Annotated in this window: 20 protein-coding genes; 14 read left to right on the forward strand and 6 right to left on the reverse strand. The window is 74.4% G+C overall.

The features are described from left to right. Positions 1-26: 26 nt before the first annotated feature. The 3 genes from ACFOX0_RS07865 (at position 27) to ACFOX0_RS07875 (ending at position 2,909) form a co-directional block, all read left to right on the forward strand. Entirely contained in the window at positions 27-1,295 is a 1,269-nt protein-coding gene (locus ACFOX0_RS07865) for an MFS transporter (protein WP_377543167.1), read from the forward strand. Between the two features lie 190 nt (positions 1,296-1,485). Next, positions 1,486-2,601 carry a WD40/YVTN/BNR-like repeat-containing protein gene (locus ACFOX0_RS07870; RefSeq protein WP_377543168.1) on the forward strand — a complete coding sequence of 372 codons (1,116 nt, stop codon included), beginning with the start codon at positions 1,486-1,488 and terminating at the stop codon, positions 2,599-2,601. Then, positions 2,598-2,909 (forward strand): MoaD/ThiS family protein, encoded by a 312-nt coding sequence (locus ACFOX0_RS07875; protein ID WP_377543169.1) that lies wholly within the window; start codon positions 2,598-2,600, stop codon positions 2,907-2,909. The genes ACFOX0_RS07870 and ACFOX0_RS07875 overlap by 4 nt, the downstream gene beginning before the upstream one ends. A gap of 54 nt (positions 2,910-2,963) precedes the next feature. Here ACFOX0_RS07875 and pobA read toward each other — a convergent pair whose 3' ends face one another. After that, a complete protein-coding gene (pobA, locus tag ACFOX0_RS07880; protein ID WP_377543170.1) occupies positions 2,964-4,136 on the reverse strand; it encodes a 4-hydroxybenzoate 3-monooxygenase in 1,173 nt (390 codons plus the stop codon). A 43-nt stretch (positions 4,137-4,179) separates the two neighbouring features. Then, the gene (locus ACFOX0_RS07885) at positions 4,180-5,640 is read right to left on the reverse strand and encodes a benzaldehyde dehydrogenase (RefSeq protein WP_377543171.1); all 1,461 of its coding nucleotides are present in this window, start codon (positions 5,638-5,640) and stop codon (positions 4,180-4,182) included. 265 nt (positions 5,641-5,905) lie between these two features. On the opposite strand from ACFOX0_RS07885, the gene ACFOX0_RS07890 reads away from it, so the two are divergent. Genes ACFOX0_RS07890 through ACFOX0_RS07925 form a run of 8 tightly spaced genes read left to right on the forward strand, consistent with a single transcriptional unit; the run spans position 5,906 to position 12,105 of the window. Further along, positions 5,906-6,724: a CoA transferase subunit A gene (locus tag ACFOX0_RS07890; protein WP_377543173.1), complete on the forward strand. Its 819-nt coding sequence runs from the start codon at positions 5,906-5,908 to the stop codon at positions 6,722-6,724. Further along, a complete protein-coding gene (locus ACFOX0_RS07895; RefSeq protein ID WP_377543174.1) occupies positions 6,721-7,524 on the forward strand; it encodes a CoA-transferase subunit beta in 804 nt (267 codons plus the stop codon). The genes ACFOX0_RS07890 and ACFOX0_RS07895 overlap by 4 nt, the downstream gene beginning before the upstream one ends. Then, positions 7,521-8,252, forward strand: a complete 732-nt coding sequence (gene pcaH / locus ACFOX0_RS07900; RefSeq protein WP_377543175.1) for a protocatechuate 3,4-dioxygenase subunit beta — start codon at positions 7,521-7,523, stop codon at positions 8,250-8,252. Before ACFOX0_RS07895 ends, pcaH begins: the two co-directional genes overlap by 4 nt. After that, a complete protein-coding gene (pcaG, locus tag ACFOX0_RS07905; protein WP_377543177.1) occupies positions 8,242-8,817 on the forward strand; it encodes a protocatechuate 3,4-dioxygenase subunit alpha in 576 nt (191 codons plus the stop codon). Before pcaH ends, pcaG begins: the two co-directional genes overlap by 11 nt. Next, positions 8,792-10,138 carry a 3-carboxy-cis,cis-muconate cycloisomerase gene (pcaB, locus tag ACFOX0_RS07910; RefSeq protein WP_377543178.1) on the forward strand — a complete coding sequence of 449 codons (1,347 nt, stop codon included), beginning with the start codon at positions 8,792-8,794 and terminating at the stop codon, positions 10,136-10,138. Before pcaG ends, pcaB begins: the two co-directional genes overlap by 26 nt. Further along, the gene (gene pcaD, locus ACFOX0_RS07915) at positions 10,135-10,902 is read left to right on the forward strand and encodes a 3-oxoadipate enol-lactonase (protein WP_377543180.1); all 768 of its coding nucleotides are present in this window, start codon (positions 10,135-10,137) and stop codon (positions 10,900-10,902) included. Before pcaB ends, pcaD begins: the two co-directional genes overlap by 4 nt. A gap of 7 nt (positions 10,903-10,909) precedes the next feature. Continuing rightward, the gene (pcaC, locus tag ACFOX0_RS07920) at positions 10,910-11,290 is read left to right on the forward strand and encodes a 4-carboxymuconolactone decarboxylase (RefSeq protein WP_377543181.1); all 381 of its coding nucleotides are present in this window, start codon (positions 10,910-10,912) and stop codon (positions 11,288-11,290) included. Beyond that, a complete protein-coding gene (locus ACFOX0_RS07925; RefSeq protein WP_377543182.1) occupies positions 11,287-12,105 on the forward strand; it encodes an IclR family transcriptional regulator in 819 nt (272 codons plus the stop codon). The genes pcaC and ACFOX0_RS07925 overlap by 4 nt, the downstream gene beginning before the upstream one ends. On the opposite strand, the gene ACFOX0_RS07930 is transcribed toward ACFOX0_RS07925, so the two are convergent. After that, positions 12,095-12,847 (reverse strand): SDR family NAD(P)-dependent oxidoreductase, encoded by a 753-nt coding sequence (locus tag ACFOX0_RS07930; RefSeq protein WP_377543183.1) that lies wholly within the window; start codon positions 12,845-12,847, stop codon positions 12,095-12,097. The genes ACFOX0_RS07925 and ACFOX0_RS07930 overlap by 11 nt on opposite strands. A 60-nt stretch (positions 12,848-12,907) precedes the next feature. Here ACFOX0_RS07930 and ACFOX0_RS07935 point away from each other — a divergent pair, with 60 nt between their 5' ends. Both ACFOX0_RS07935 and ACFOX0_RS07940 read left to right on the forward strand, forming a co-directional pair. Next, entirely contained in the window at positions 12,908-13,378 is a 471-nt protein-coding gene (locus tag ACFOX0_RS07935) for a MarR family winged helix-turn-helix transcriptional regulator (protein ID WP_377543184.1), read from the forward strand. Positions 13,379-13,609: 231 nt separating this feature from the next. Next, entirely contained in the window at positions 13,610-15,415 is a 1,806-nt protein-coding gene (locus ACFOX0_RS07940; RefSeq protein WP_377543185.1) for a DJ-1/PfpI family protein, read from the forward strand. 69 nt (positions 15,416-15,484) lie between these two features. On the opposite strand, the gene ACFOX0_RS07945 is transcribed toward ACFOX0_RS07940, so the two are convergent. Continuing rightward, complete coding sequence (locus ACFOX0_RS07945; protein ID WP_377543186.1) at positions 15,485-15,997, reverse strand: GNAT family N-acetyltransferase; 513 nt, start codon at positions 15,995-15,997, stop codon at positions 15,485-15,487. A gap of 81 nt (positions 15,998-16,078) precedes the next feature. On the opposite strand from ACFOX0_RS07945, the gene ACFOX0_RS07950 reads away from it, so the two are divergent. Continuing rightward, positions 16,079-16,822, forward strand: coding sequence for a TetR/AcrR family transcriptional regulator (locus ACFOX0_RS07950; protein WP_377543187.1), 744 nt, complete (start codon positions 16,079-16,081; stop codon positions 16,820-16,822). Between the two features lie 152 nt (positions 16,823-16,974). Here the strand turns inward: ACFOX0_RS07950 and ACFOX0_RS07955 are convergent, their stop codons facing one another. Together ACFOX0_RS07955 and ACFOX0_RS07960 are read right to left on the reverse strand one after the other, a co-directional pair. Then, on the reverse strand, positions 16,975-17,538 hold the full coding sequence (locus ACFOX0_RS07955) for a response regulator (protein WP_377543546.1): 564 nt from the start codon (positions 17,536-17,538) through the stop codon (positions 16,975-16,977). Positions 17,539-17,612: 74 nt separating this feature from the next. Then, positions 17,613-18,800: a sensor histidine kinase gene (locus ACFOX0_RS07960; RefSeq protein WP_377543188.1), complete on the reverse strand. Its 1,188-nt coding sequence runs from the start codon at positions 18,798-18,800 to the stop codon at positions 17,613-17,615. Positions 18,801-18,881 lie beyond the last annotated feature (81 nt).

Genomic DNA, 18,881 nt, shown 5'->3' on the forward strand with positions numbered 1-18,881 from the left:
CATCACGCACGGACAAGGAGCGGTTCTTGCCCCGGATCATCCCGCCCGCCGGCCCGCCGCGGGTGCTGGCCCTGGCCCAGTTGGTCAACTCCATCGGCGACGGCTCGTTCTACGCCTGCTCCGCCCTGTTCTTCATCCGGGTGGTCGGACTGTCCCCGGCCCAGGTCGGGATCGCCCTGACCGTGGGTTGGTCGGCCGGCATCCTGGCCGGGGTGCCCGCCGGCCAGTTGGCGGACCGGTACGGGTCGCGCCGGATGACGACGGTCTTCGCCGTGGCCACCGCCGTGGCGCTGAGCGCCTTTCTGGTGATCCGCTCCTTCCCGGTTTTCGTGCTGCTGGCCTGCGGTTACGCGTGCTGCCAGGCGGGGTTGACCGCCAGCCGGCAGGCACTACTGGCCGGGCTGGTCGAGCCGGAGCAGCGGACAGTGGTGCGCGCACACCTGCAGTCGACGGCAAATGCCGGCCTGGCGATCGGTGCGGGGCTGGGCGGGTTGGCGCTCTGGGCGGACACCGCGCCCGCGTACCTGATGGTCTTCGGACTGGACGCGGTGAGCTTCCTGGTCGCCGCGGCGGTGGTGCGCGGGCTTCCGGAGGCGCCGCCGGTGCCGCCGGTGCCGACGGTGCGGTCCGCGCCGGTACGGCGGCTGGCCGTCCTGCGGGACCACCCGTACGCCCTGATCACCATGTTGAACGCGATCATGTATCTGAACATGCCGTTGCTCAGCCTGGCGCTGCCGCTGTGGGTCGCCCAGCGCACCGACGCGCCGAAACCGATGAGCGCGGTGCTGCTCGCCGTCAACATGCTCCTGGTGATGCTGTTGCAGGTCCGGGTGGCCCGATCGGTGACCGACCCCCGTACCGCGGGTCGGGCCAGCGGACACGCCGGCTGGGTGCTGCTCGTCGCCTGCGCCGGCTACGCCCTCTCCGGGGTGGTCGGCGGCGCGTGGGCCGCCGCGGCGGTGCTCCTCGCCGCCGCCGTGGTGCAGGTCTTCGGCGAGATGCTGCAGGCCGGCAGCAGTTGGGAACTGGGCTTCGCGCTGGCACCACCCGAACGGCAGGGCCAGTACCAGGGCTTCTTCGGCATGGCGCCGCAGGTCGCGCGGATGCTGGGCCCGGTCCTGCTCACCACGCTGCTGATCGGCTGGGGCACCCCCGGCTGGTTGCTGCTCGGCGGCCTGTTCCTGACCGCCGGCCTGGCCATGGGCCCGGCGGTACGCCTCGCCGAACGTCACCGGGCCGGCGTCGGTGAGCGCTCCGGGCGCGCCACGCTGGCCCCGTCGCCCGCAAGGGCGTAAGACTGGTTCCGCTCCACCGCGGCCGCCACGCCGCCGAAATTCCGATCATGCGGCCGCCAGTTCTGTCGTACCCCGGGTGTACTTCTGGTCGGGTCGGAGTGCCAGGGCGACAACGGACTCCTGGCCCGGCCGGGCGATCGCGGACGGGACGGGTCGGACCGGTCGCCCGACGAGGCGGAAGGCGGGAGACATGAGCGGTGTACGGGTCCTGGTGGGTACGCGCAAGGGCGCGTTCATCCTGACCTCGGACGGCAAACGTGCCGACTGGACGGTGGACGGGCCGCATTTCGGCGGCTGGGAGATCTACCACGTGGCCGGCTCCCCGGCGGACCCGGACCGGCTGTACGCGTCCCAGTCCGGCGGCTGGTTCGGCCAGCTGATCCAGCGGTCCGACGACGGGGGCCGCAGCTGGGCGCCGGTCGACAACGACTTCGCCTACGCCGGCGACGTGGGCCAGCACCTGTGGTACGACGGCACCCCGCGCCCGTGGGAGTTCAAGCGGATCTGGCACCTCGAACCGTCCCGCGACGACCCCGACACCGTCTACGCCGGCGCCGAGGACGCGGCGCTCTACGTGAGCCGGGACGGCGGCCGCAAGTGGGAGGAGCTGACCGCCCTGCGTACCCATCCGACCGGCCCGACCTGGCAACCCGGCGCCGGTGGGATGTGCCTGCACACGATCATTCTGGATCCGGTGCACCGGGACCGGATCTACGTCGCGATCTCGGCCGCGGGCGCGTTCCGCAGCGACGACGCCGGCGCGAGCTGGCTGCCGATCAACAAGGGCCTGCGGTCCGGAGAGATCCCCGACCAGGACGCCGAGGTGGGCCACTGCGTGCACCGGCTCGCCCAGCATCCGACCCGGCCCGACACCCTCTTCATGCAGAAGCACTGGGACGTCATGCGCACCGACGACGCCGGGGCGAGCTGGCGGGAGGTCAGCGGAGACCTGCCGTCCGACTTCGGCTTCCCGATCGCGGTGCACGCGCACGAACCGGAGACGGTCTACGTCGTACCGATCAAGAGCGACTCCGAGCACTTCCCGCCGGAGGGGAGGCTGCGGGTCTACCGCAGCCGTACCGGCGGCGGCGAGTGGGAGCCGCTGACCGTGGGGTTGCCGCAGTCGCACTGCTACGTCAACGTGCTGCGGGACGCGATGGCCGTCGACACGCTGGACGAGTGCGGGATCTACTTCGGCACCACCGGCGGACAGGTCTACCGCTCGGCCGACAACGGCGACAGTTGGGCGCCGATCGTCCGCGACCTGCCCGCCGTGCTGTCGGTGGAAGTCCAGGTGTTGCCGTGATCCGGGTGGTCCTCCCGGCCCACCTGCGAAACCTGGCGCACGTCACCGGCGAGGTACGCCTCGACCTGCCCGGCCCGCAGAGGGCCGGGCGGGTGACGCAGGGCGAGGTGCTGGACGCCCTGGAGGCGCGTTACCCGATGCTGCTCGGCACGATCCGGGACCGGCGCAGCGGTCGACGCCGGGCGTTCGTCCGGTTCTACGCCTGCGAGGAGGACCTCTCCAACGCCCCGCCCGAGGCGCCGCTGCCCGAGCGGGTGGTGGCCGGCGAGGAGCCGTTCATCATCCTCGGCGCGATGGCCGGCGGATAACCGCGCGCCGGCCGGGCGAGGCGGACGGGCCGGACGCGAGGTCGAAATCCGGCGTCACACCTCGGGCAGCCCGACGTAGTTCTCGGCCAGGCTGGTCGCGTACGCCCGGGAGGTCGCCACGTAGTGCAGGGTCGAGGTCTGCAACTTCGCCTCGTACGGGTCCTGGTCGTCCAGCCGGTGCAGCATCGAGGTCATCCACCAGGAGAAGTGCTGGGCCCGCCAGACCCGGCGCAGGGCGGTGTCCGAGTAGGCGTCCAGCAGGTCGGTGCGGCCCGAGTCGTACCAGGCGGCGAGGGCGTCACCGAGCAGCGCCACGTCGGCCAGCGCCAGGTTCATCCCCTTGGCGCCGGTCGGCGGGACGATGTGCACCGCGTCGCCGGCGAGGTAGAGCCGTTCCCAGCGCATCGGCTCGACCACGAAGCTGCGCATCGGGGTGATGCTCTTCTCCAGGACCGGACCCTCGGTGAGTGACCAGTCCGGCACCGTCTCCAGCCGGGTCCGCAACTCGGCCCAGATCCGCTCGTCCGGCCAGTTCGCGATGTCCTCGTCCGGGGCCACCTGGAGGTAGAGCCGGGAGATCTGCGGGGACCGCATGCTGTAGAGGGCGAACCCGCGCTCGTGGTTGGCGTAGATCAGCTCGTCCACCGCGGGCGGCGCGGCGGCCAGCACACCCAGCCAGGCGAACGGGTACGTCCGCTCGTACGTGGTCAGCACGCCCTCCGGCACGGCGGCGCGGCTCACCCCGTGGAAGCCGTCGCAGCCGGCCACGAAGTCGCAGCGCAGTTCGGCGTCCCGCCCGCCCTGGCGGAACCGGACCACCGGCGAGTCGGAGTCCAACCCGGCCAGGCCCGTCGCCTCCGCCTCGAACAGGATCGGCCCGCCGACCGCGAGCCGGGCGGCGATCAGGTCCTTGACCACCTCCTGCTGTCCGTAGACGGTGATCGCCCGGCCGGTCAGCTCGGTCATCGGCACCCGGTGCGACCGTCCGTCGAAGCGCAGCTCGATCCCCTCGTGGCGCAGTCCCTCGCGGTCCAGCCGGTCGGCCAGCCCGGCCCGCCGCAGCAGGTCCACCGAGCCCTGTTCGAGCACCCCGGCCCGGAGCCGGTGCTCGACGTACTCCCGGCTCTGCCGTTCCAGCACCACCGAGGAGATGCCGTGCCGGTGCAGCAGGTGCGCGAGCATCAGCCCGGCCGGTCCCGCCCCGACGATGCCGACCTGGGTACGCATCAGAGCCTCCTCGGGCAGACCGGACGGCCGCGCGCCGGCCGGTTCAGAAGGGGTAGCGGGCGATGGTGCCCTGCATGGTCAGCCACTGCGTCTCGGTGAACGCCTCGAGGTTGGCGGTCGGACCGCCGAACCGGGAACCGGTGCCGGAGGCGCCGACCCCGCCGAACGGCGCCACCGCCTCGTCGTCGACGGTCTGGTCGTTGATGTGCACCTTGCCGCTCGGAATGCGGTCGGCCAGCGCCAGCGCCGCCAGCACGTCCCGACCGAGGATGCCCAGCGACAGCCCGTACTCGGTGTCCCGGGCGAGTTCCACCGCCTCGTCCAGGTCGGTGAAGGTGGTCACCGGGGCGACCGGACCGAAGATCTCCTGCCGGTACGCCGGGGTGCCCGGGGTGACGTCGGCCAGCACCGTCGGGCGGTAGAACAGCCCCTGGTACGTGCCGCCGGCGGCCAGCCGGGCGCCCGCGTCCACACTGGCCGTCACCAGGGAGTGGATCTTGTCGCGCTGTCCCTCGTCGATGACCGGTCCCAGCGCCACCTGCTCCTTGGCCGGGTCGCCGACCGGCAGGTGGTCGGCCTTCTCGGCCAGCCGCGCCACGTACTCGTCGGCCCGGCTCTCGTGCACCAGGTGCCGACCGGTGGTCATGCAGATCTGGCCCTGGTGCAGGAACGACCCCCAGGCGCCGGCCGAGGCGGCCAGATCCAGGTCGGCGTCGGCCAGCACGATCAGCGCCGAGTTGCCGCCCAACTCCAGGTGCGCCCGCTTGAGGTGGCGGGCGGCCGCCTCGCCGACCTTGCGGCCGGCCGCCGTGGAACCGGTGAAGCTGACCACCCGGACGTGCGGGTCAGCCACCAGCGCCTCGCCGGTGTCCACCCCACCGGGCAGTACGTGCAGCAGGCCCGGCGGCAGGCCGGCCTCCTCGAACACCCGGGCGATGGCCAGCCCTCCGCTGACCGCCGTCCGGGGGTCCGGCTTGAGCACCACGGCGTTGCCCAGCGCCAGCGCCGGCGCCACCGAGCGGATGGCCAGGACCAGCGGGAAGTTGAACGGCGCGATCACCCCCACCACGCCCACCGGCAGCCGGCGGGCCAGGCTGAGGCGCGGCTTGGCGCTCGGGATGATCTCGCCGAGCGGGTGCGAGGCGAGCCCGGCGGCCTCGTAGCACTCCTGCGCCGCGGTCTGCGTCTCCACCCCGGCCTTGGGCGGGATCGAACCGGCCTCGCGGACCAGCCAGTCGCCGACCTCCTCGGCGTACCGTTCCCACAGCTGGCCGGCCCGGCGCAGCACGGCGGCCCGCTCCGGGTAGCTGGTGGCGGCCCAGGCCCGTTGCGCGCGTCCGGCCGACGCGCAGGCCCGGGCCACGTCGGCGGCGTCGGCCACGCCCACCCGGGCGATCTCCTCCCGGGTGGCGGGGGAGCGGACCGGTGCGGTGCCGCCGGACGCCTCCACCCAGCCGTCGCTGAAGACGGTGCCGTGCCACGTCGTCGTGTCGAGCAGAGCCATCGCGGGTCCTTCCAGGGGGTGCGTCGGGCCGAATTGGCCGGACCGTGGCGAGGTGTGCCGGAAGGTGTTCGCCAGCCGAACGATCGTTCTCATTTAGAACGTTGGCACGCGACTCGGTCCGCGTCAACGGGTGTCGCGACATTCCCGTCCCGGGCCGGACGCGTTGACGGATCGCCGGGCCGGGGCTTACGTTCGAGATGAGGACGTCGGTCCGGATAGCGAACACTTGCCGGGGCGGCGGCGCCCGCAGCGGACGGGGAGGCCGATGGCGAAGCTCGTGGCGCTGGCCGACGGCGTGGCGGAACTCGTCCACGACGGGGACACGGTGGCCCTGGAGGGCTTCACCCACCTGATCCCGTTCGCCGCCGGCCACGAGATCATCCGCCAGGGCCGGCGCGACCTGACCCTGGTCCGGATGACCCCCGACCTCGTCTACGACCAGCTCATCGGCGCCGGCTGCGCCCGTCGGCTGGTCTTCTCCTGGGGCGGCAACCCGGGCGTCGGCTCGCTGCACCGGTTCCGGGACGCCGTGCAGAACGGCTGGCCGCGACCGCTGGAGCTGGCGGAGCACAGCCACGCCGGGATGGCCAACCGGTACGTCGCCGGCGCCTCCGGCCTGCCGTTCGCGGTGCTGCGCGGCTACACCGGCACGGACCTGGCCCGGCACTCGCCGGACATCCGGACCATCACCTGCCCATTCACCGGCGAGGAACTCACCGCCCTGCCCGCGTTGCGCCCGGACGTCACCGTCGTGCACGCCCAGCGCGCCGACCGGGCCGGCAACGTGCAGATGTGGGGCATCACCGGCGTGCAGAAGGAGGCGGTGCTGGCCGCGCACCGGTCGCTGGTGACCGTGGAGGAGGTGGTCGACGAACTGCCGCCGGTGCCCGGCCAGGTGGTGCTGCCCGGCTGGGCGGTGACCGCGGTGGCGGTGGTGCCCGGGGGCGCGCACCCGTCGTACGCGCAGGGCTTCTCGCACCGCGACAACGACTTCTACCGGGCCTGGGACGCCGTCAGCCGGGACCGGGACACCTTCCTGACCTGGTTGGACCGGCACGTGCGGGACGCGGGAGCCCGGGCATGACCGGCGGTGAGTGGACCGCCGACGAGATGATGACCGTCGCCGCGGCCCGCCAGCTGCGCGACGGCACCGCGTGCTTCGTCGGCATCGGCCTGCCCAGCACGGCCGCGAACCTGGCCCGGGTCACCCACGCGCCGAACCTGGTGCTCATCTACGAGTCCGGTTGCCTCGGCGCGAAGCCCGACCGGCTGCCGCTGTCCATCGGCGACGGGATCCTCGCCGACACGGCCGACGCGGTGGTCTCCGTACCCGAGGTGTTCAACTACTGGCTCCAGCCGGGCCGGATCGACGTCGGTTTCCTCGGCGCCGCCCAGATCGACCGGTACGGCAACATCAACACCACCGTGATCGGCGGCGACTACGCCGATCCGGTGGTCCGGCTGCCCGGCGCGGGCGGCGCCCCGGAGATCGCGGCCTCCTGCGGCGAGGTGGTGGTGATCGTCCGGCAGACCCCGCGGACCTTCGTCGACCGGGTCGACTTCGTCACCTCCGTCGGTTACGGCCGGGACCCCGGCGACCGGAAACGGTTCGGGCTGCGCGGCGGCGGTCCCCGCGTGGTGATCACCGACCTCGGCGTGCTGGAGCCCGACCCGCACACCCGCGAGCTGACCCTGACCCGGCTGCACCCCGGGGTGACCGTCGAGCGGGTCCGGGCGGCCACCGGGTGGCCGCTGGCCGTCGCCGCGGAACCGACCACGGTGGACGAGCCCACCGGGCACGAGCTGACCGTGCTGCGCGCCCTGCGGGCGACCGAGACCGGCGGCGATCCGGTCCGCCCCGCGGGAGAGGAGAGGGAACGATGAGCGACCGTCTGCTGCTGCCCCGCTACCGGCGGGACGACGTCGACGCGCACCCGCCGCTGCTCAGTCCGGAGTACCGGTCGACGGTGCTGCGCGCGCCGCGGCTGCCACCGGTGCACCTGCCGCACCGGCTCACCGAGGTCACCGGTCCGCTGCTGGGCGAGGGTCGGCTCGGGCCGCTGGACCACGATCTGACCCGACAGCACGACGCCGAACCGCTCGGCCAGCGGATCGTCGTACACGGTCGGGTGCTCGACGGGGACGGCCGGCCGGTGCCGGCGACGCTGGTGGAGATCTGGCAGGCCAACGCCGCCGGCCGGTACCGGCACGCGGGGGACACCTGGCCGGCGCCGCTCGACCCGAACTTCGACGGGGTGGGGCGGGTGCTCACCGACGGGGCCGGCCGCTACGAGTTCGTCACCGTGGCGCCCGGCGCCTACCCGTGGCGCAACCACGACAACGCCTGGCGACCCGCGCACATCCACTTCTCGCTCTTCGGCCGGGCCTTCACCCAGCGGCTGGTCACCCAGATGTACTTCCCCGGCGACCCGCTCTTCTCCCAGGACCCGATCTTCAACTCGGTCCGTGACCCGCGGGCCCGGGAGCGCATGGTGGCCCGGTACGACCACACCGCCACCCGACCCGAGTGGGCGCTGGGCTACCGGTTCGACATCGTGCTGCGCGGCCGGGAGGCCACCCCGTTCGAGGACGGTGCCGACGATGACGACTGACCGGCTCGGGGTCACCCCGGCGCAGACCGTCGGCCCGTTCCTGCACCTCGCCCTGCCCTGGCCGGACGGGCCGTACGTCGTACCGGAGGGCACCGACGGCGCGTTCTGGGTCCACGGGCGGGTTCTCGACGGCGTCGGCGCGCCGGTGGTCGACGGCCTGGTGGAGAGCTGGCAGGCCGACCCGGACGGCCGCTTCGACCACCCGGACGATCCGCGCGGCGCCCGACCACCGGCGGTGCCCGGCTTCCGCGGCTTCGGTCGCAGCGCCACCGACGCGACCGGCCGGTACGCGCTGCTGACCGTCAAGCCGGGTCCGCTGCCCGACCCGGACGGCGGCACCGAGGCGCCGCACGTGAACCTGTCGGTCTTCGCCCGGGGCATGCTGCACCGGGTGGTCACCCGGCTCTATTTCCCGGACGAGGCGGCGGCCAACGCGGCCGACCCGGTGCTGCGTACCGTCGAACCGGACCGCCGGCACACCCTGGTCGCGACGGCGGGCCCGGACGGACTGCTCTTCGACATCCACCTGCAGGGGGACCATGAGACCGTCTTCTTCGCGGTCTGACCGGCTGCTCGCCGGCCTGTCCGGCGACGCGGCGGTGGACGCCGAACTCACCGATCGGGCGCTGCTGCGGGCGATGCTCGACGCGGAGGCGGCGCTCGCCGGTGCCGCCGCCGACTGCGGCCTGGCGCCCCGGGCGGCGGCCGAGGCGATCGCCGAGCGGTGCCATCCCGACCGGTACGACCCGGCCGCGCTCGGCGCCGCCGCCGAGGAGAGCGGCAACCCCGTCGTCCCGCTGGTCCGCGCGCTCACCGAGGCGGTGCCCGAGTCCGCCCGGCCCTGGGTGCACCTCGGCGCCACCAGCCAGGACATCCTCGACACGGCCCTGATGCTGGTCGCGGTCCGGGCCACCGGGCCGCTGGCCGGACACCTCGGCGCGGCGGCCGACGCGGCGGCCGGGCTGGCCGCCGCGCACCGGGACACCCTCCTGGTCGGTCGCACGCTGGGCCAGCAGGCGGCACCCACCACCTTCGGGCTCACGGCCGCCGGCTGGCTGGCCGGGCTGGTCGACGCCGGCACCCGGCTGCGCGGACTGCGGGCGGCGCTGCCCGCCCAACTCGGCGGCGCGGTCGGCACCCTCGCCGCGCTGGGCCCGGCCGGCCCCGCGGTGCTCGACCGGTACGCCCGGCGGCTCGACCTGGCCACGCCCGCGCTGCCCTGGCACACCCGCCGGCAACCCGTGCTCGACCTGGCCGGCACGCTCGGCGGAGTGCTCGCCGGCGCCGGCAAGGTCGCCGTCGACGTCGGACTGCTGGCCCGGACCGAGGTCGGCGAGGTCGCCGAGGGCGGCCCGGGCCGGGGCGGCTCGTCGGCCATGCCGCACAAGCGCAACCCGGTCGACTCGGTCCTCGTCACCGCCGCCGCCCGGCGGGCACCGGGGCTGGTCGGCACCCTGTTCACCGCCGCCGTCCAGGAACACGAGCGGGCGGCCGGTTCCTGGCACGCCGAGTGGGAACCGCTGCTCGACCTGCTGCACCTGGCCGGTGGCGCCGCCGCCCGAACCGCCCGGATGCTGTCCGGCCTGGCTGTCCGACCGGACCGGATGCGGGCCAACCTGGACACCGGCCGGGGACTGGTGCTCGCCGAGGCGGTCGCCGCCCGGCTGGCCCCGACCCTGGGCCGGACCGCGGCGCACGAGACCGTGGCCCGGGCCGCCCGGCAGCCGTCCTTCCGGGACGCCCTGCGCGCCGACCCTACGATCCGGGCACAGCTGTCCGACGCGGATCTCGACCAGGCGCTCGACCCGGCCGGCTGGCTCGGTTCGGCCGGCCGCTTCGTCGACGCGGCGCTGGCCGCGTACCGGTCCGCCGGGGAGCGGCCGTGACGTCCCGGTTGCACGCCCGGGTCGACGGGCCGGCCGGCGCGCCGGCCGTGCTGCTCGGCAGCTCGCTCGGCACCACCGGCGAGATGTGGCAACCGCAGCTCGCCGCGCTCACCGCGGGCCACCGGGTGATCCGGTACGACCACCTGGGTCACGGCCGGTCGGCCGTGCCGCCCGGTCCGTACACGGTGGAACGGCTCGGTCGGGAGGTGCTGGCGCTGCTCGACGATCTCGGCGTGCGGCGCGCGCACTACGCGGGACTGTCCCTCGGCGGCATGGTCGGCATGTGGTTGGCCGCGCACGCGCCGGACCGGATCGACCGGCTGGCGTTGCTGTGCACCTCGGCGCTGCTGGGACCGGCGACGGTGTGGCGCGACCGGGCGGCGACGGTCCGGGCGGGCGGCACGGGCGCGGTCGCCGACGCGGTGCTGGCCCGCTGGTTCACCCCCGGGTTCGCCGCGGCCCGGCCGGAGCTGGTCGGCCACTACCGGGACATGCTGACCGCGACGCCGGCCGCCGGGTACGCCGGCTGTTGCGAGGCGATCGCCGCGCTGGACCTGCGTGCCGACCTGGCCCTGATCGCCGCGCCCACGCTGGTTGTCGCCGGGGCCGACGATCCGGCCATCCCGGTGGACCACGCCGAGCGGATCACCGCCGGGATCCCCGGCGCCCGGCTCGTGGTGGTCGACCAGGCGGCTCACCTGGCCAACGTGGAGCAGCCGGAAGCGGTGGCCGAGCTGGTGCGGGAACACGTCGACCGGGAGTGAGGGCGGGATGGACGAGCGGGACCGGCACGAGGCCGGGATGACGGTACGCCGGCAGGTGCTCGGCGACGCGCACGTGGACCGGGCGGTCGCCGACACCGACGACCTCACCGCCGACTTCCAGGACCTCATCACCCGGTACGCCTGGGGTGAGATCTGGACCCGGCCCGGCCTGGACCGGCCGACCCGTAGCTGCGTCACCCTGGCCGTGCTGGCCGCGTTGGGCCATCACGAGGAGTTGGGCATGCACGTGCGGGCCGCGCTGCGCAACGGACTGACCCCGGCGCAGGTCGGTGAGGTGCTGCTCCAGGTCGCCGTCTACGCTGGCGTGCCGGCGGCCAACCGGGCGTTCGCGGTCGCGCGGGAGATTCTGCGGCAGGAGACGGGATGACCCAGGAGGCGGCGCGGACGCCGGAGTTCGTCCAGTCGCTGGAACGTGGACTCGCGGTCATCCGGGCCTTCGACGCCGACCATCCGCAGCTCACCCTGAGTGAGGTGGCCCGGGCGACCGGGCTGACCCGGGCCGCCGCCCGCCGGTTCCTGCTCACCCTGGTCGAGCTGGGCTACGTGCGCACCGACGGGCGGTTGTTCGCGCTGCGGCCGCGGATCCTCGACCTCGGCTACGCCTACCTGTCCGGTCTGACCCTGCCCGAGGTGGCGCAGCCGCACCTCGAGGAGCTGGTCGCCCAGGTGCGCGAGTCCAGCTCGGTCTCCGTGCTGGACGGCGGGGACGTGGTGTACGTGGCCCGGGTGCCGACCAAACGGATCATGACGGTGGGGATCAGCGTCGGCACCAGGTTTCCCGCGTACGCCACCTCGATGGGCCGGGTGCTGCTCGCCGCCCAGCCCTCCGACTGGCTGGACGACTACCTGGCCAGCACGGTGCTGCGGCCGCTGACCCGGCGTACCGTCACCGAGCCGGCGAAGCTGCGCGCGGTCCTGCGCAGGATCGCCGGCCAGGGGTACGCGATCGTCGACCAGGAGTTGGAGGAGGGCCTGCGCTCGCTGGCCGCGCCGATCCACGGGGCGGACGGCACCGTGGTCGCCGCGGTGAACGTCTCCGCGCACGCCAGCCGCGGCTCGTCCGAGGTGATCCGCAAGGAACTGCTGCCGCCGCTGCTCGCCGCCGCCGGGCGGATCGAGGAGGACCTGCGCGGCGGGGCGACCCGGGCCGCCGGCCGGTCGGGTCGGTCGCTCAGCGGGTGAGGTGCCGCCCGCCGGAGACCGAGACCACCTCCCCGTTGATGTGTCCGTTGGCGTCCGAACCCAGGTACACGACGGCGTTCGCCACGTCCTGCGGGGTGCAGATGCGTCCGGTCGGGGTCTTCGCCGCCTCGGCGTCGACCGCCTCCTGGCCGAGTCCGGGGGCGGTCAACGCCCGCTCGGTCAGCGTGAACCCGGGCCGGACGACGGTGGTGAGGACGCCGTGCGGGGCCTCCCGCACGGCGAGCACCCGGGCGGCCGCCTCGAGTGCGGCCTTGGCCGCGGGATAGCCGGCGGCGAACGGGATCGGCTGGTCGACGACGTCCGACGAGACGAGGACGATGCGGCCCCAGCCGGTGGTCCGCATGTCGGCGGCGACCCGGTCGGCCAGGGCCAGGGTGCCGGCGACGTTGGCGGTGAGGCCGCGCACGACCGCGTCCCAGTCCTGGACGTACGGCCAGACGACCGCGTTCGCCACCAGGACGTCGACCGGGCCGAGGACGTCCCGGACGGTGCCGACTGCGCGCTCGATCGAGCCCGGGTCGCCCTGGTCGAGGCGCACCGTGCAGCCCTTGGCGCCGAGTCCGGTGATCTCTCCGAGGACCCGTTCGGCCCGCTCGGGACGGCTGTGCCAGCCGACCGCCACCCGGGCGCCCTCGCGGGCGAAGGTGGTGGCGATGGTGGCGCCGATGTCGCCGGAGGCGCCGGTGACCAGGACGACCCGGTCGCGAAGACGAAGATCCATGCTCTCTCCAAAGGTTAGCCGGCTATCTGGTAGCCGACTATATACCGGTTAGGATGAGGCGTGGAACCCGCCGACGTCACCCGGATCAACCGCGCGCTGAACAAGCTGGCCAAGCTGTACCGGGCCGCGAAGGCGCACCGGCTGGCCGAACTGGGCCTGCACCCGGGGCAGGACGTCCTGCTCTGGGTGCTGGCCCAGGAGCGGGACGGGATGACCGTCTCCGCGTTGGCGGCCCGGCTCGGGGTGGAACAACCCACCGTGACCCGCAGCCTGTCCCGGATGGACAAGGCCGGACTGTTCCGCCGTGAGCCGGTGCCGGCCGACCGGCGGCAGGTGCTGATCGTCCTCACGGCGCACGGCCGCGCGCTGATCGGCGAGATCGAACAGATCTGGACCGATCTCGCCGAGGCCACCACCGGTTCGCTCCCACCGCAGGAGGTGGCGCGGATGGTCGCGGCCATGGAACGGGCCGGCGACGGGCTGCGCCAGGTGATGGGCGACTCCGCCGCTGCCGTCCTCGCCGAGGGCTGAGCCGCGGGCCGGGCCGCCGTTTCGTCGGGCCGCAGTTTCGCCGGGTCGGCGTTTCGTCGGGCGGCCGTTTTGCCGGGCCGCAGTTTCGCCGGGTCGGCCGGATGTCGGTCGATCGACTGACACCGGCGTTCGGTCGTTCCACCGTCCCGTCCCGCGCCCCGGCTCGACCAGGATCGACGCAGGCGCCCGCGGAGCACCCGGCCGCCGACGACCGTCCTGGGAGAGGCCGCGATGAGAGACACGATCCGGTTCCTGCGGCACCTGGCCGAGATGTCGCTCGCGATGACGGCCGGCATGCTGGCGCTGAGTCCACTCTGGAGTGTCGTGTTGCCGCAGCTGAGCCGGCGCACCGATGTCCACGCGCTCACCATGGCCACCGACATGGTGGTCGGCATGGCGCTGTGGATGCGGCTGCGGCGGCACGGGTGGGCCGGCATCGGGGAGATGTCCGCCGCGATGTACCTGCCGTTCCTGGTGCTGCTGGTGCCGTACTGGTTCGGGCTGGTCGGGCCGGGCGTGGTCACGGTCGGCGGGCACGTCGGGATGGTCGCCGCCATGGTGGCGGCGATGCTGCGCCGCCGGGCGGAGTACACCCATCCGGTCCACCCGCTGCCCCGGCCGGTGGTCCGGGCCGCCGTGGTGCTGCTCGCGGCGCTCGGGCCACCGGTACTGGTCGGCGCCGTGGTCGCCGCCGGCAACCTGCGCAGCGTCTACCCGGCGGTGCCGTCCTCGCGCGGCGCCGCACCCGGTCCGGCGGCGCGTCCGTTCGACCCGGCGCTGCCGACCGCCGTGGTCGTGGTCGGGACCGACGGCGCGAACGTCGCCGACGCGTTACCGCCGTACGAGGTGTTGGCCGACACGGGGCGGTTCAACGTCCTCACCGCGGCGCCCGTACCGTTGACGGGCGGGCTCGACCTGGTGCCCGACGTCACCTTCGGCGCGCTGCCGGACCGGCTCGGCGGCCGGGCCGCCGACGTGGTGATCGTGCCCGCCCTGCCGCGCACCGACGAACCGGCGGTGCTCGACTTCCTCCGGCGGCAGGCCGCCGGCGGCGCGCTGATGGTGAGCGTCTGCTACGGGGGCGAGGTGCTCGCGTCCGCCGGCGTCCTCGACGGGCACGCGGCCACCTCGCACTGGTACCGGCTGGACGTGCTGGAAGACCGGTTCCCGGACGTGCGGTGGCGGCGCGGCGTCCGGTACGTCGACGACGGTCCAGTGATCAGCACCGCCGGCGTGGTCTCCGGCATCGACGGCACCCTGCGCGTGGTGGAGCGGTTCGCCGGTACGGCCGCGGCCCGGTCGGCCGCGCGGGCGGTGGGCTGGCGGCACTACTCGCCCGACGTCCCGTCGACCATTTCGGTGCGGCGGTTCGGCCTCGGCGACGCGATCGCCGCGCTGAACGTGTCGTACCGGTGGGACGCGCCGACCGTGGGCGTGCTGCTGACCGACGGGGTCGGCGAGACCGAACTCGCCTCGGTGTTCGGCACCTACACCGAGGCGACCTACGCCGCCCGCCCGCTCGCGCTGTCGGCCGGGGCGGCGACGATCCGGACCCGGCACGGCCTGACCTTCGTGCCCCGGGCCACCCTGGCGACGGCACCCCCGCTGGCCCGGCTGCTGGTGCCCGGCCGGGCGGCCGCCGAGCGGGCGGACGCGCCGACCACCCAGGGACTGGCCCCCACGTACCCGCACGCCACGCCCGGCTTCGCCTTCGACGGCCCGCTGCGGGACATGGCGGCCACCGTCGACGTCCCGTCGGCCGCGTGGCGGGCGAAGCTGCTGGAGTACCCGGCCGGCGACCTCACGCTCACCGGTCCCGGCTGGCCGTGGGCGCGTACCCTCCGCCCGGTCGGCCTGTCCCTGGCCAGCCTCGCCGTGCTCGCGGGCGTGCTGCTGCTGCGCCGGCGCCGGAACCGGAGTCGGAGTCGTCCGGCGGGCGCGGGTGCCCGTACCGGTGGGTCGGGCCCATGGTTCGGCGCGCCCGACGCGGACTCAAGGCGGCTCAGGACGGCTGGCGTGCGGCGTGGGTCCGGATGAGCCCCTCGGCGCCGCGGAGGAAGGTCTCGCAGATCTGTTGACCGGACCGCCGGGGTCGGCCCTTCCTTGTCAGAGCGTGAGTTCGTAGGTCTGGCCGACCAGGTCGACGCCGAAGCTGTGATGCGGTTCCTCGGCGGTCAGGGTGAACCCGCGGTCGAGGTAGATCCGACGGGCCGCGACCAGCGGATGGTTGGTCCACAGTCGCATCCGCGCGTAACCGGCGGCGCGGGCGAAGTCGAGGCAGGTGTCGACCAGCCGCCCGCCGAGCCCGTGCCCGCGGGCCTCCGGCGTGACGAGCAGGATGCGCAGCCTGGCGGTCTCCTTGTCGTCCGGATCGACGACGACGAAGACGCAGCCGGCCCGGACGCCGTCGAGCTCGGCGATCCAGGCCGCCTCGCGGGCCGGGTCGCGGTCGTCCGTGTAGTCGGCGACGATCCGGGCGACCAGCGCCTCGAAGGTGGTGTCCCAGCCGTACTCGGCGGCATACACCTCGCCGTGTGCCTGGACGACCCAGCCGAGGTCACCGGGCCGGCCGAGGGTCCGGATGGCGGTGTTGCGGGTGGCGGTGGTGCGGGTGGTCATCGTTCCTCCCGTCGGGGCAGTCGTGCCGGTAGGGTCGGACCGGCATACTGAAACGACTGTGTCAGTGGAGACAATATCCTCATGACCGCCACCGGACCAGCCCCCTCGCCGCGCCGGCGGGAGCTGCTCGACCTCGCCTACCGGTACGTCCTGACCCACGGCCTGGGCGACCTGTCGCTGCGCCCGCTCGCCACCGCCGTCGGCTCCAGCCCGCGCGTGCTGCTGTTCCTGTTCGGCAGCAAGGACGGCCTGGTCCGGGCGCTGCTGGAGCGGGGCCGGCAGGAGGAGTTGGCCATGCTCGCCGCGCTGCGCGACGAACTCGGCGGCGCGCCGGCCGGACTCGGGACCGCCGCCGACCGGGTCTGGCGATGGTTGGCCGACGACGAGCACCGCCCGCTGTTGGTGCTCTGGGCGGAGGCGTACGCCCGGTCGCTGGTGGACCCGGACGGCCCGTGGGCCGGGTTCGCCCGCGCCACCGTCGACGACTGGCTGGACGTCCTGGCCGCCGCCCAGCCGCCCGCCGTACGCCGGTCGGCGGCCGGCCGGGCCGACCGCACGCTGACCCTGGCGGTGCTGCGCGGCGCCCTGCTGGACCTGCTCGCCACCGGCGACCACCGCCGAATCACCGCCGCCGTGCGCCGGCACCTCGGCACCCTGGCCGGCGCCGACGACGTCACGAGCGGGCTCGCCACCGGCGGCGGTGACCCGGCGGGCGTCGGCGGCGAAATCGTCAGCGGCGGGGATGTCGAGAACGTCCGGCCGGCCCCGACGCCGCGGGTGGCGGCGCCGTCCCGGCGCGAAGCACGAAGAAGACCGACCGGATGACGTACGTGATCCTGATCCACGCCGACCCCGACCCGTGGAGGCACCGCACCTCGCCCTACAACCCGGAGGGCCGGACGCTGTCGATCCAGCCGGTTCTGGAGGGGCCGGGACGACGGGCCGACCGGTCGGACCCGTACCCGGCGGCGGGTCGGTCAGGGGAGCAGGCCCTGAGCCATCGCGGTGGTCACGGCGGCCGTGCGGTCGGCCACGTCGAGCTTGCTGAAGACGCGGTACAGGTGGGTCTTCACGGTGGCCTCGGAGATGAACAGCGCCCGGCCGATCTCCGCGTTCGTCAGGCCCCGGCCGACCAGCCGGAGCACCTCGACCTCGCGCGTCGACAGGCGTGGCGGCGCGGGGGAGCGGACCTGCCGGACCAGCTTGGTCGCCACGGTCGGGGCGAGCACCGTCTCACCGCGGGCGGCGGCCCGGACCGCACCGGCCAGCTCCGCGCGGGACGCGTCCTTCAGCAGGTAGCCGGTCGCCCCGGCGGCGACCGCGCGGAGGATGTCGGCGTCCGACTCGTACGTGGTCAGCACCACCACCCGGGACGGCGCCGGGCCGGACGCGATGGCCGACGTGGCGGCGACGCCGTCCATGCCGGGCATGCGCAGGTCCATCAGGACGATGTCCGGGGTCAGCTCGGCGACGAGCCGGACCGCCTCGTCGCCGGAGGACGCCTCGCCGACCACGCTCAGGTCGGGCTCCGCCTCCAGCATGCCGCGCAGGCCCGCCCGGACCACCGGATGGTCGTCGACGAGCAGCACCCGGATCCGTCTATCATGGCCGGTCGTCACGCCGGCACCCGCACCGTCACGGTGGTTCCGGAGCCGGTCCGGCTGCTGACCGTCACCGTCCCGCCCACCTGGTCCGCCCGGGTGCGGATGCCGCGCAGCCCGAAACCGCCGGCCCCGGACGCCGGATCGAAGCCGCGGCCGTCGTCGGACACCACCAACCGCACCGTGTCGGGCCGGTATTCCAGGGTGACCGACACCGCGGCGGCGGACGCGTGCCGCCGCACGTTCGTGAGCGCCTCCTGCGCCGCCCGGACCAGCACCACCTCCACGTTGGTCGGCAGCCGGCGCGGCGTGCCCACCAGGTCGTACGCGGCCGGGATCGCGGTGTCGGCGCCGAGCCGGCGGACCAGGTCGCCGACGGCCGAACCGAGCGACCCGGCGCGCAGCGCCGGCGGTGCCAGCGCCGCCACCAGCGCCCGCGACTCGGCCAGGTTCTCCCGGGCGGTCCGGACCGCGAGACCGATCCGGTCGCGGACCCCGTCCTGGTCCGGGCGCAGTTCGGCGTCGGCGGCCTGCAGGGTGGTGACGATGCTGGTGAAGCCCTGGGCGAGGGTGTCGTGGATCTCCCCGGCCAGCCGGGCCCGCTCGGCGGCCACGCCGGCGTCCCGGGAGAGCCGGGCCACCTCGTCCCGACTGGCCTCCAGCTGCTCGATCAGGTGCGCCCGTTCCCGGCTGCGCCCCACCACCGAACGGATCCACAGGCCCAGGCCCAGCGACAGCAGGGCGCCGCCGAGAGCCATCGGGACGAAGTGCGTGCGGACGTGGTCGGTGAGGCCCTCCCGGCCGATCATGACGGCCGCCGGCAGGATGTTGGCGACGGTGGTGACCGCGGCGGCGGGCCACATCGGCAGCAGCCGGAAGGCGAGCGGGCAGATCGCGAAGAGCAGGAACGAGCTGGGCGTCACGGCGAGCACCGCCACCGTCAGCAGCGCGAGCACCCCGAGCAGGAAGCCGCCGGCCCGCCAGCCCGGTACCCCCCGGCCGACGAGTCCACGCCCCTCGACCAGGTACGCCACGGCGATCGCGGCCAGCACGGTCGCGGCCAGCCAGCGCCGCCCGGCGGGGAAATCGGCGACCGCCACCACCGCGAGGGTGAGCGCTCCGACCGCTGCGAAGTAGGCGTCCCAGAGCGGACCGGACTCCTCACCGGCGCCCTGAAGACTCGGTCGTACACCCGCCACCATCCGCCCATCTTCGCCGATCGCCGATGCCGATTCACCCCCGGTAACCCGGTCGCGGGCGGACCTCGGCCGGCTCGACCCGTA

Origin of the sequence: Micromonospora zhanjiangensis, assembly GCF_042650605.1 — a bacterium.
GTDB classification, from domain to species: Bacteria; Actinomycetota; Actinomycetes; order Mycobacteriales; family Micromonosporaceae; genus Micromonospora_J; species Micromonospora_J zhanjiangensis.

What these genes read in the sequence shown, in the direction of transcription:
- ACFOX0_RS07895 (WP_377543174.1), top strand. Translation starts at nt 6,721, where the DNA reads ATGACCGGCGGTGAGTGGACCGCCGACGAGATGATGACCGTCGCCGCG.
- ACFOX0_RS07950 (WP_377543187.1), top strand. Translation starts at nt 16,079, where the DNA reads ATGACCGCCACCGGACCAGCCCCCTCGCCGCGCCGGCGGGAGCTGCTC.
- pobA (WP_377543170.1), bottom strand. Translation starts at nt 4,136, where the DNA reads ATGCGTACCCAGGTCGGCATCGTCGGGGCGGGACCGGCCGGGCTGATG.
- ACFOX0_RS07945 (WP_377543186.1), bottom strand. Translation starts at nt 15,997, where the DNA reads ATGACCACCCGCACCACCGCCACCCGCAACACCGCCATCCGGACCCTC.
- ACFOX0_RS07930 (WP_377543183.1), bottom strand. Translation starts at nt 12,847, where the DNA reads ATGGATCTTCGTCTTCGCGACCGGGTCGTCCTGGTCACCGGCGCCTCC.
- ACFOX0_RS07885 (WP_377543171.1), bottom strand. Translation starts at nt 5,640, where the DNA reads ATGGCTCTGCTCGACACGACGACGTGGCACGGCACCGTCTTCAGCGAC.
- ACFOX0_RS07960 (WP_377543188.1), bottom strand. Translation starts at nt 18,800, where the DNA reads ATGGTGGCGGGTGTACGACCGAGTCTTCAGGGCGCCGGTGAGGAGTCC.
- ACFOX0_RS07870 (WP_377543168.1), top strand. Translation starts at nt 1,486, where the DNA reads ATGAGCGGTGTACGGGTCCTGGTGGGTACGCGCAAGGGCGCGTTCATC.
- ACFOX0_RS07925 (WP_377543182.1), top strand. Translation starts at nt 11,287, where the DNA reads ATGACCCAGGAGGCGGCGCGGACGCCGGAGTTCGTCCAGTCGCTGGAA.
- ACFOX0_RS07890 (WP_377543173.1), top strand. Translation starts at nt 5,906, where the DNA reads ATGGCGAAGCTCGTGGCGCTGGCCGACGGCGTGGCGGAACTCGTCCAC.
- pcaH (WP_377543175.1), top strand. Translation starts at nt 7,521, where the DNA reads ATGAGCGACCGTCTGCTGCTGCCCCGCTACCGGCGGGACGACGTCGAC.
- ACFOX0_RS07940 (WP_377543185.1), top strand. Translation starts at nt 13,610, where the DNA reads ATGAGAGACACGATCCGGTTCCTGCGGCACCTGGCCGAGATGTCGCTC.
- pcaC (WP_377543181.1), top strand. Translation starts at nt 10,910, where the DNA reads ATGGACGAGCGGGACCGGCACGAGGCCGGGATGACGGTACGCCGGCAG.
- ACFOX0_RS07955 (WP_377543546.1), bottom strand. Translation starts at nt 17,538, where the DNA reads ATGCTGGAGGCGGAGCCCGACCTGAGCGTGGTCGGCGAGGCGTCCTCC.
- pcaG (WP_377543177.1), top strand. Translation starts at nt 8,242, where the DNA reads ATGACGACTGACCGGCTCGGGGTCACCCCGGCGCAGACCGTCGGCCCG.
- pcaB (WP_377543178.1), top strand. Translation starts at nt 8,792, where the DNA reads ATGAGACCGTCTTCTTCGCGGTCTGACCGGCTGCTCGCCGGCCTGTCC.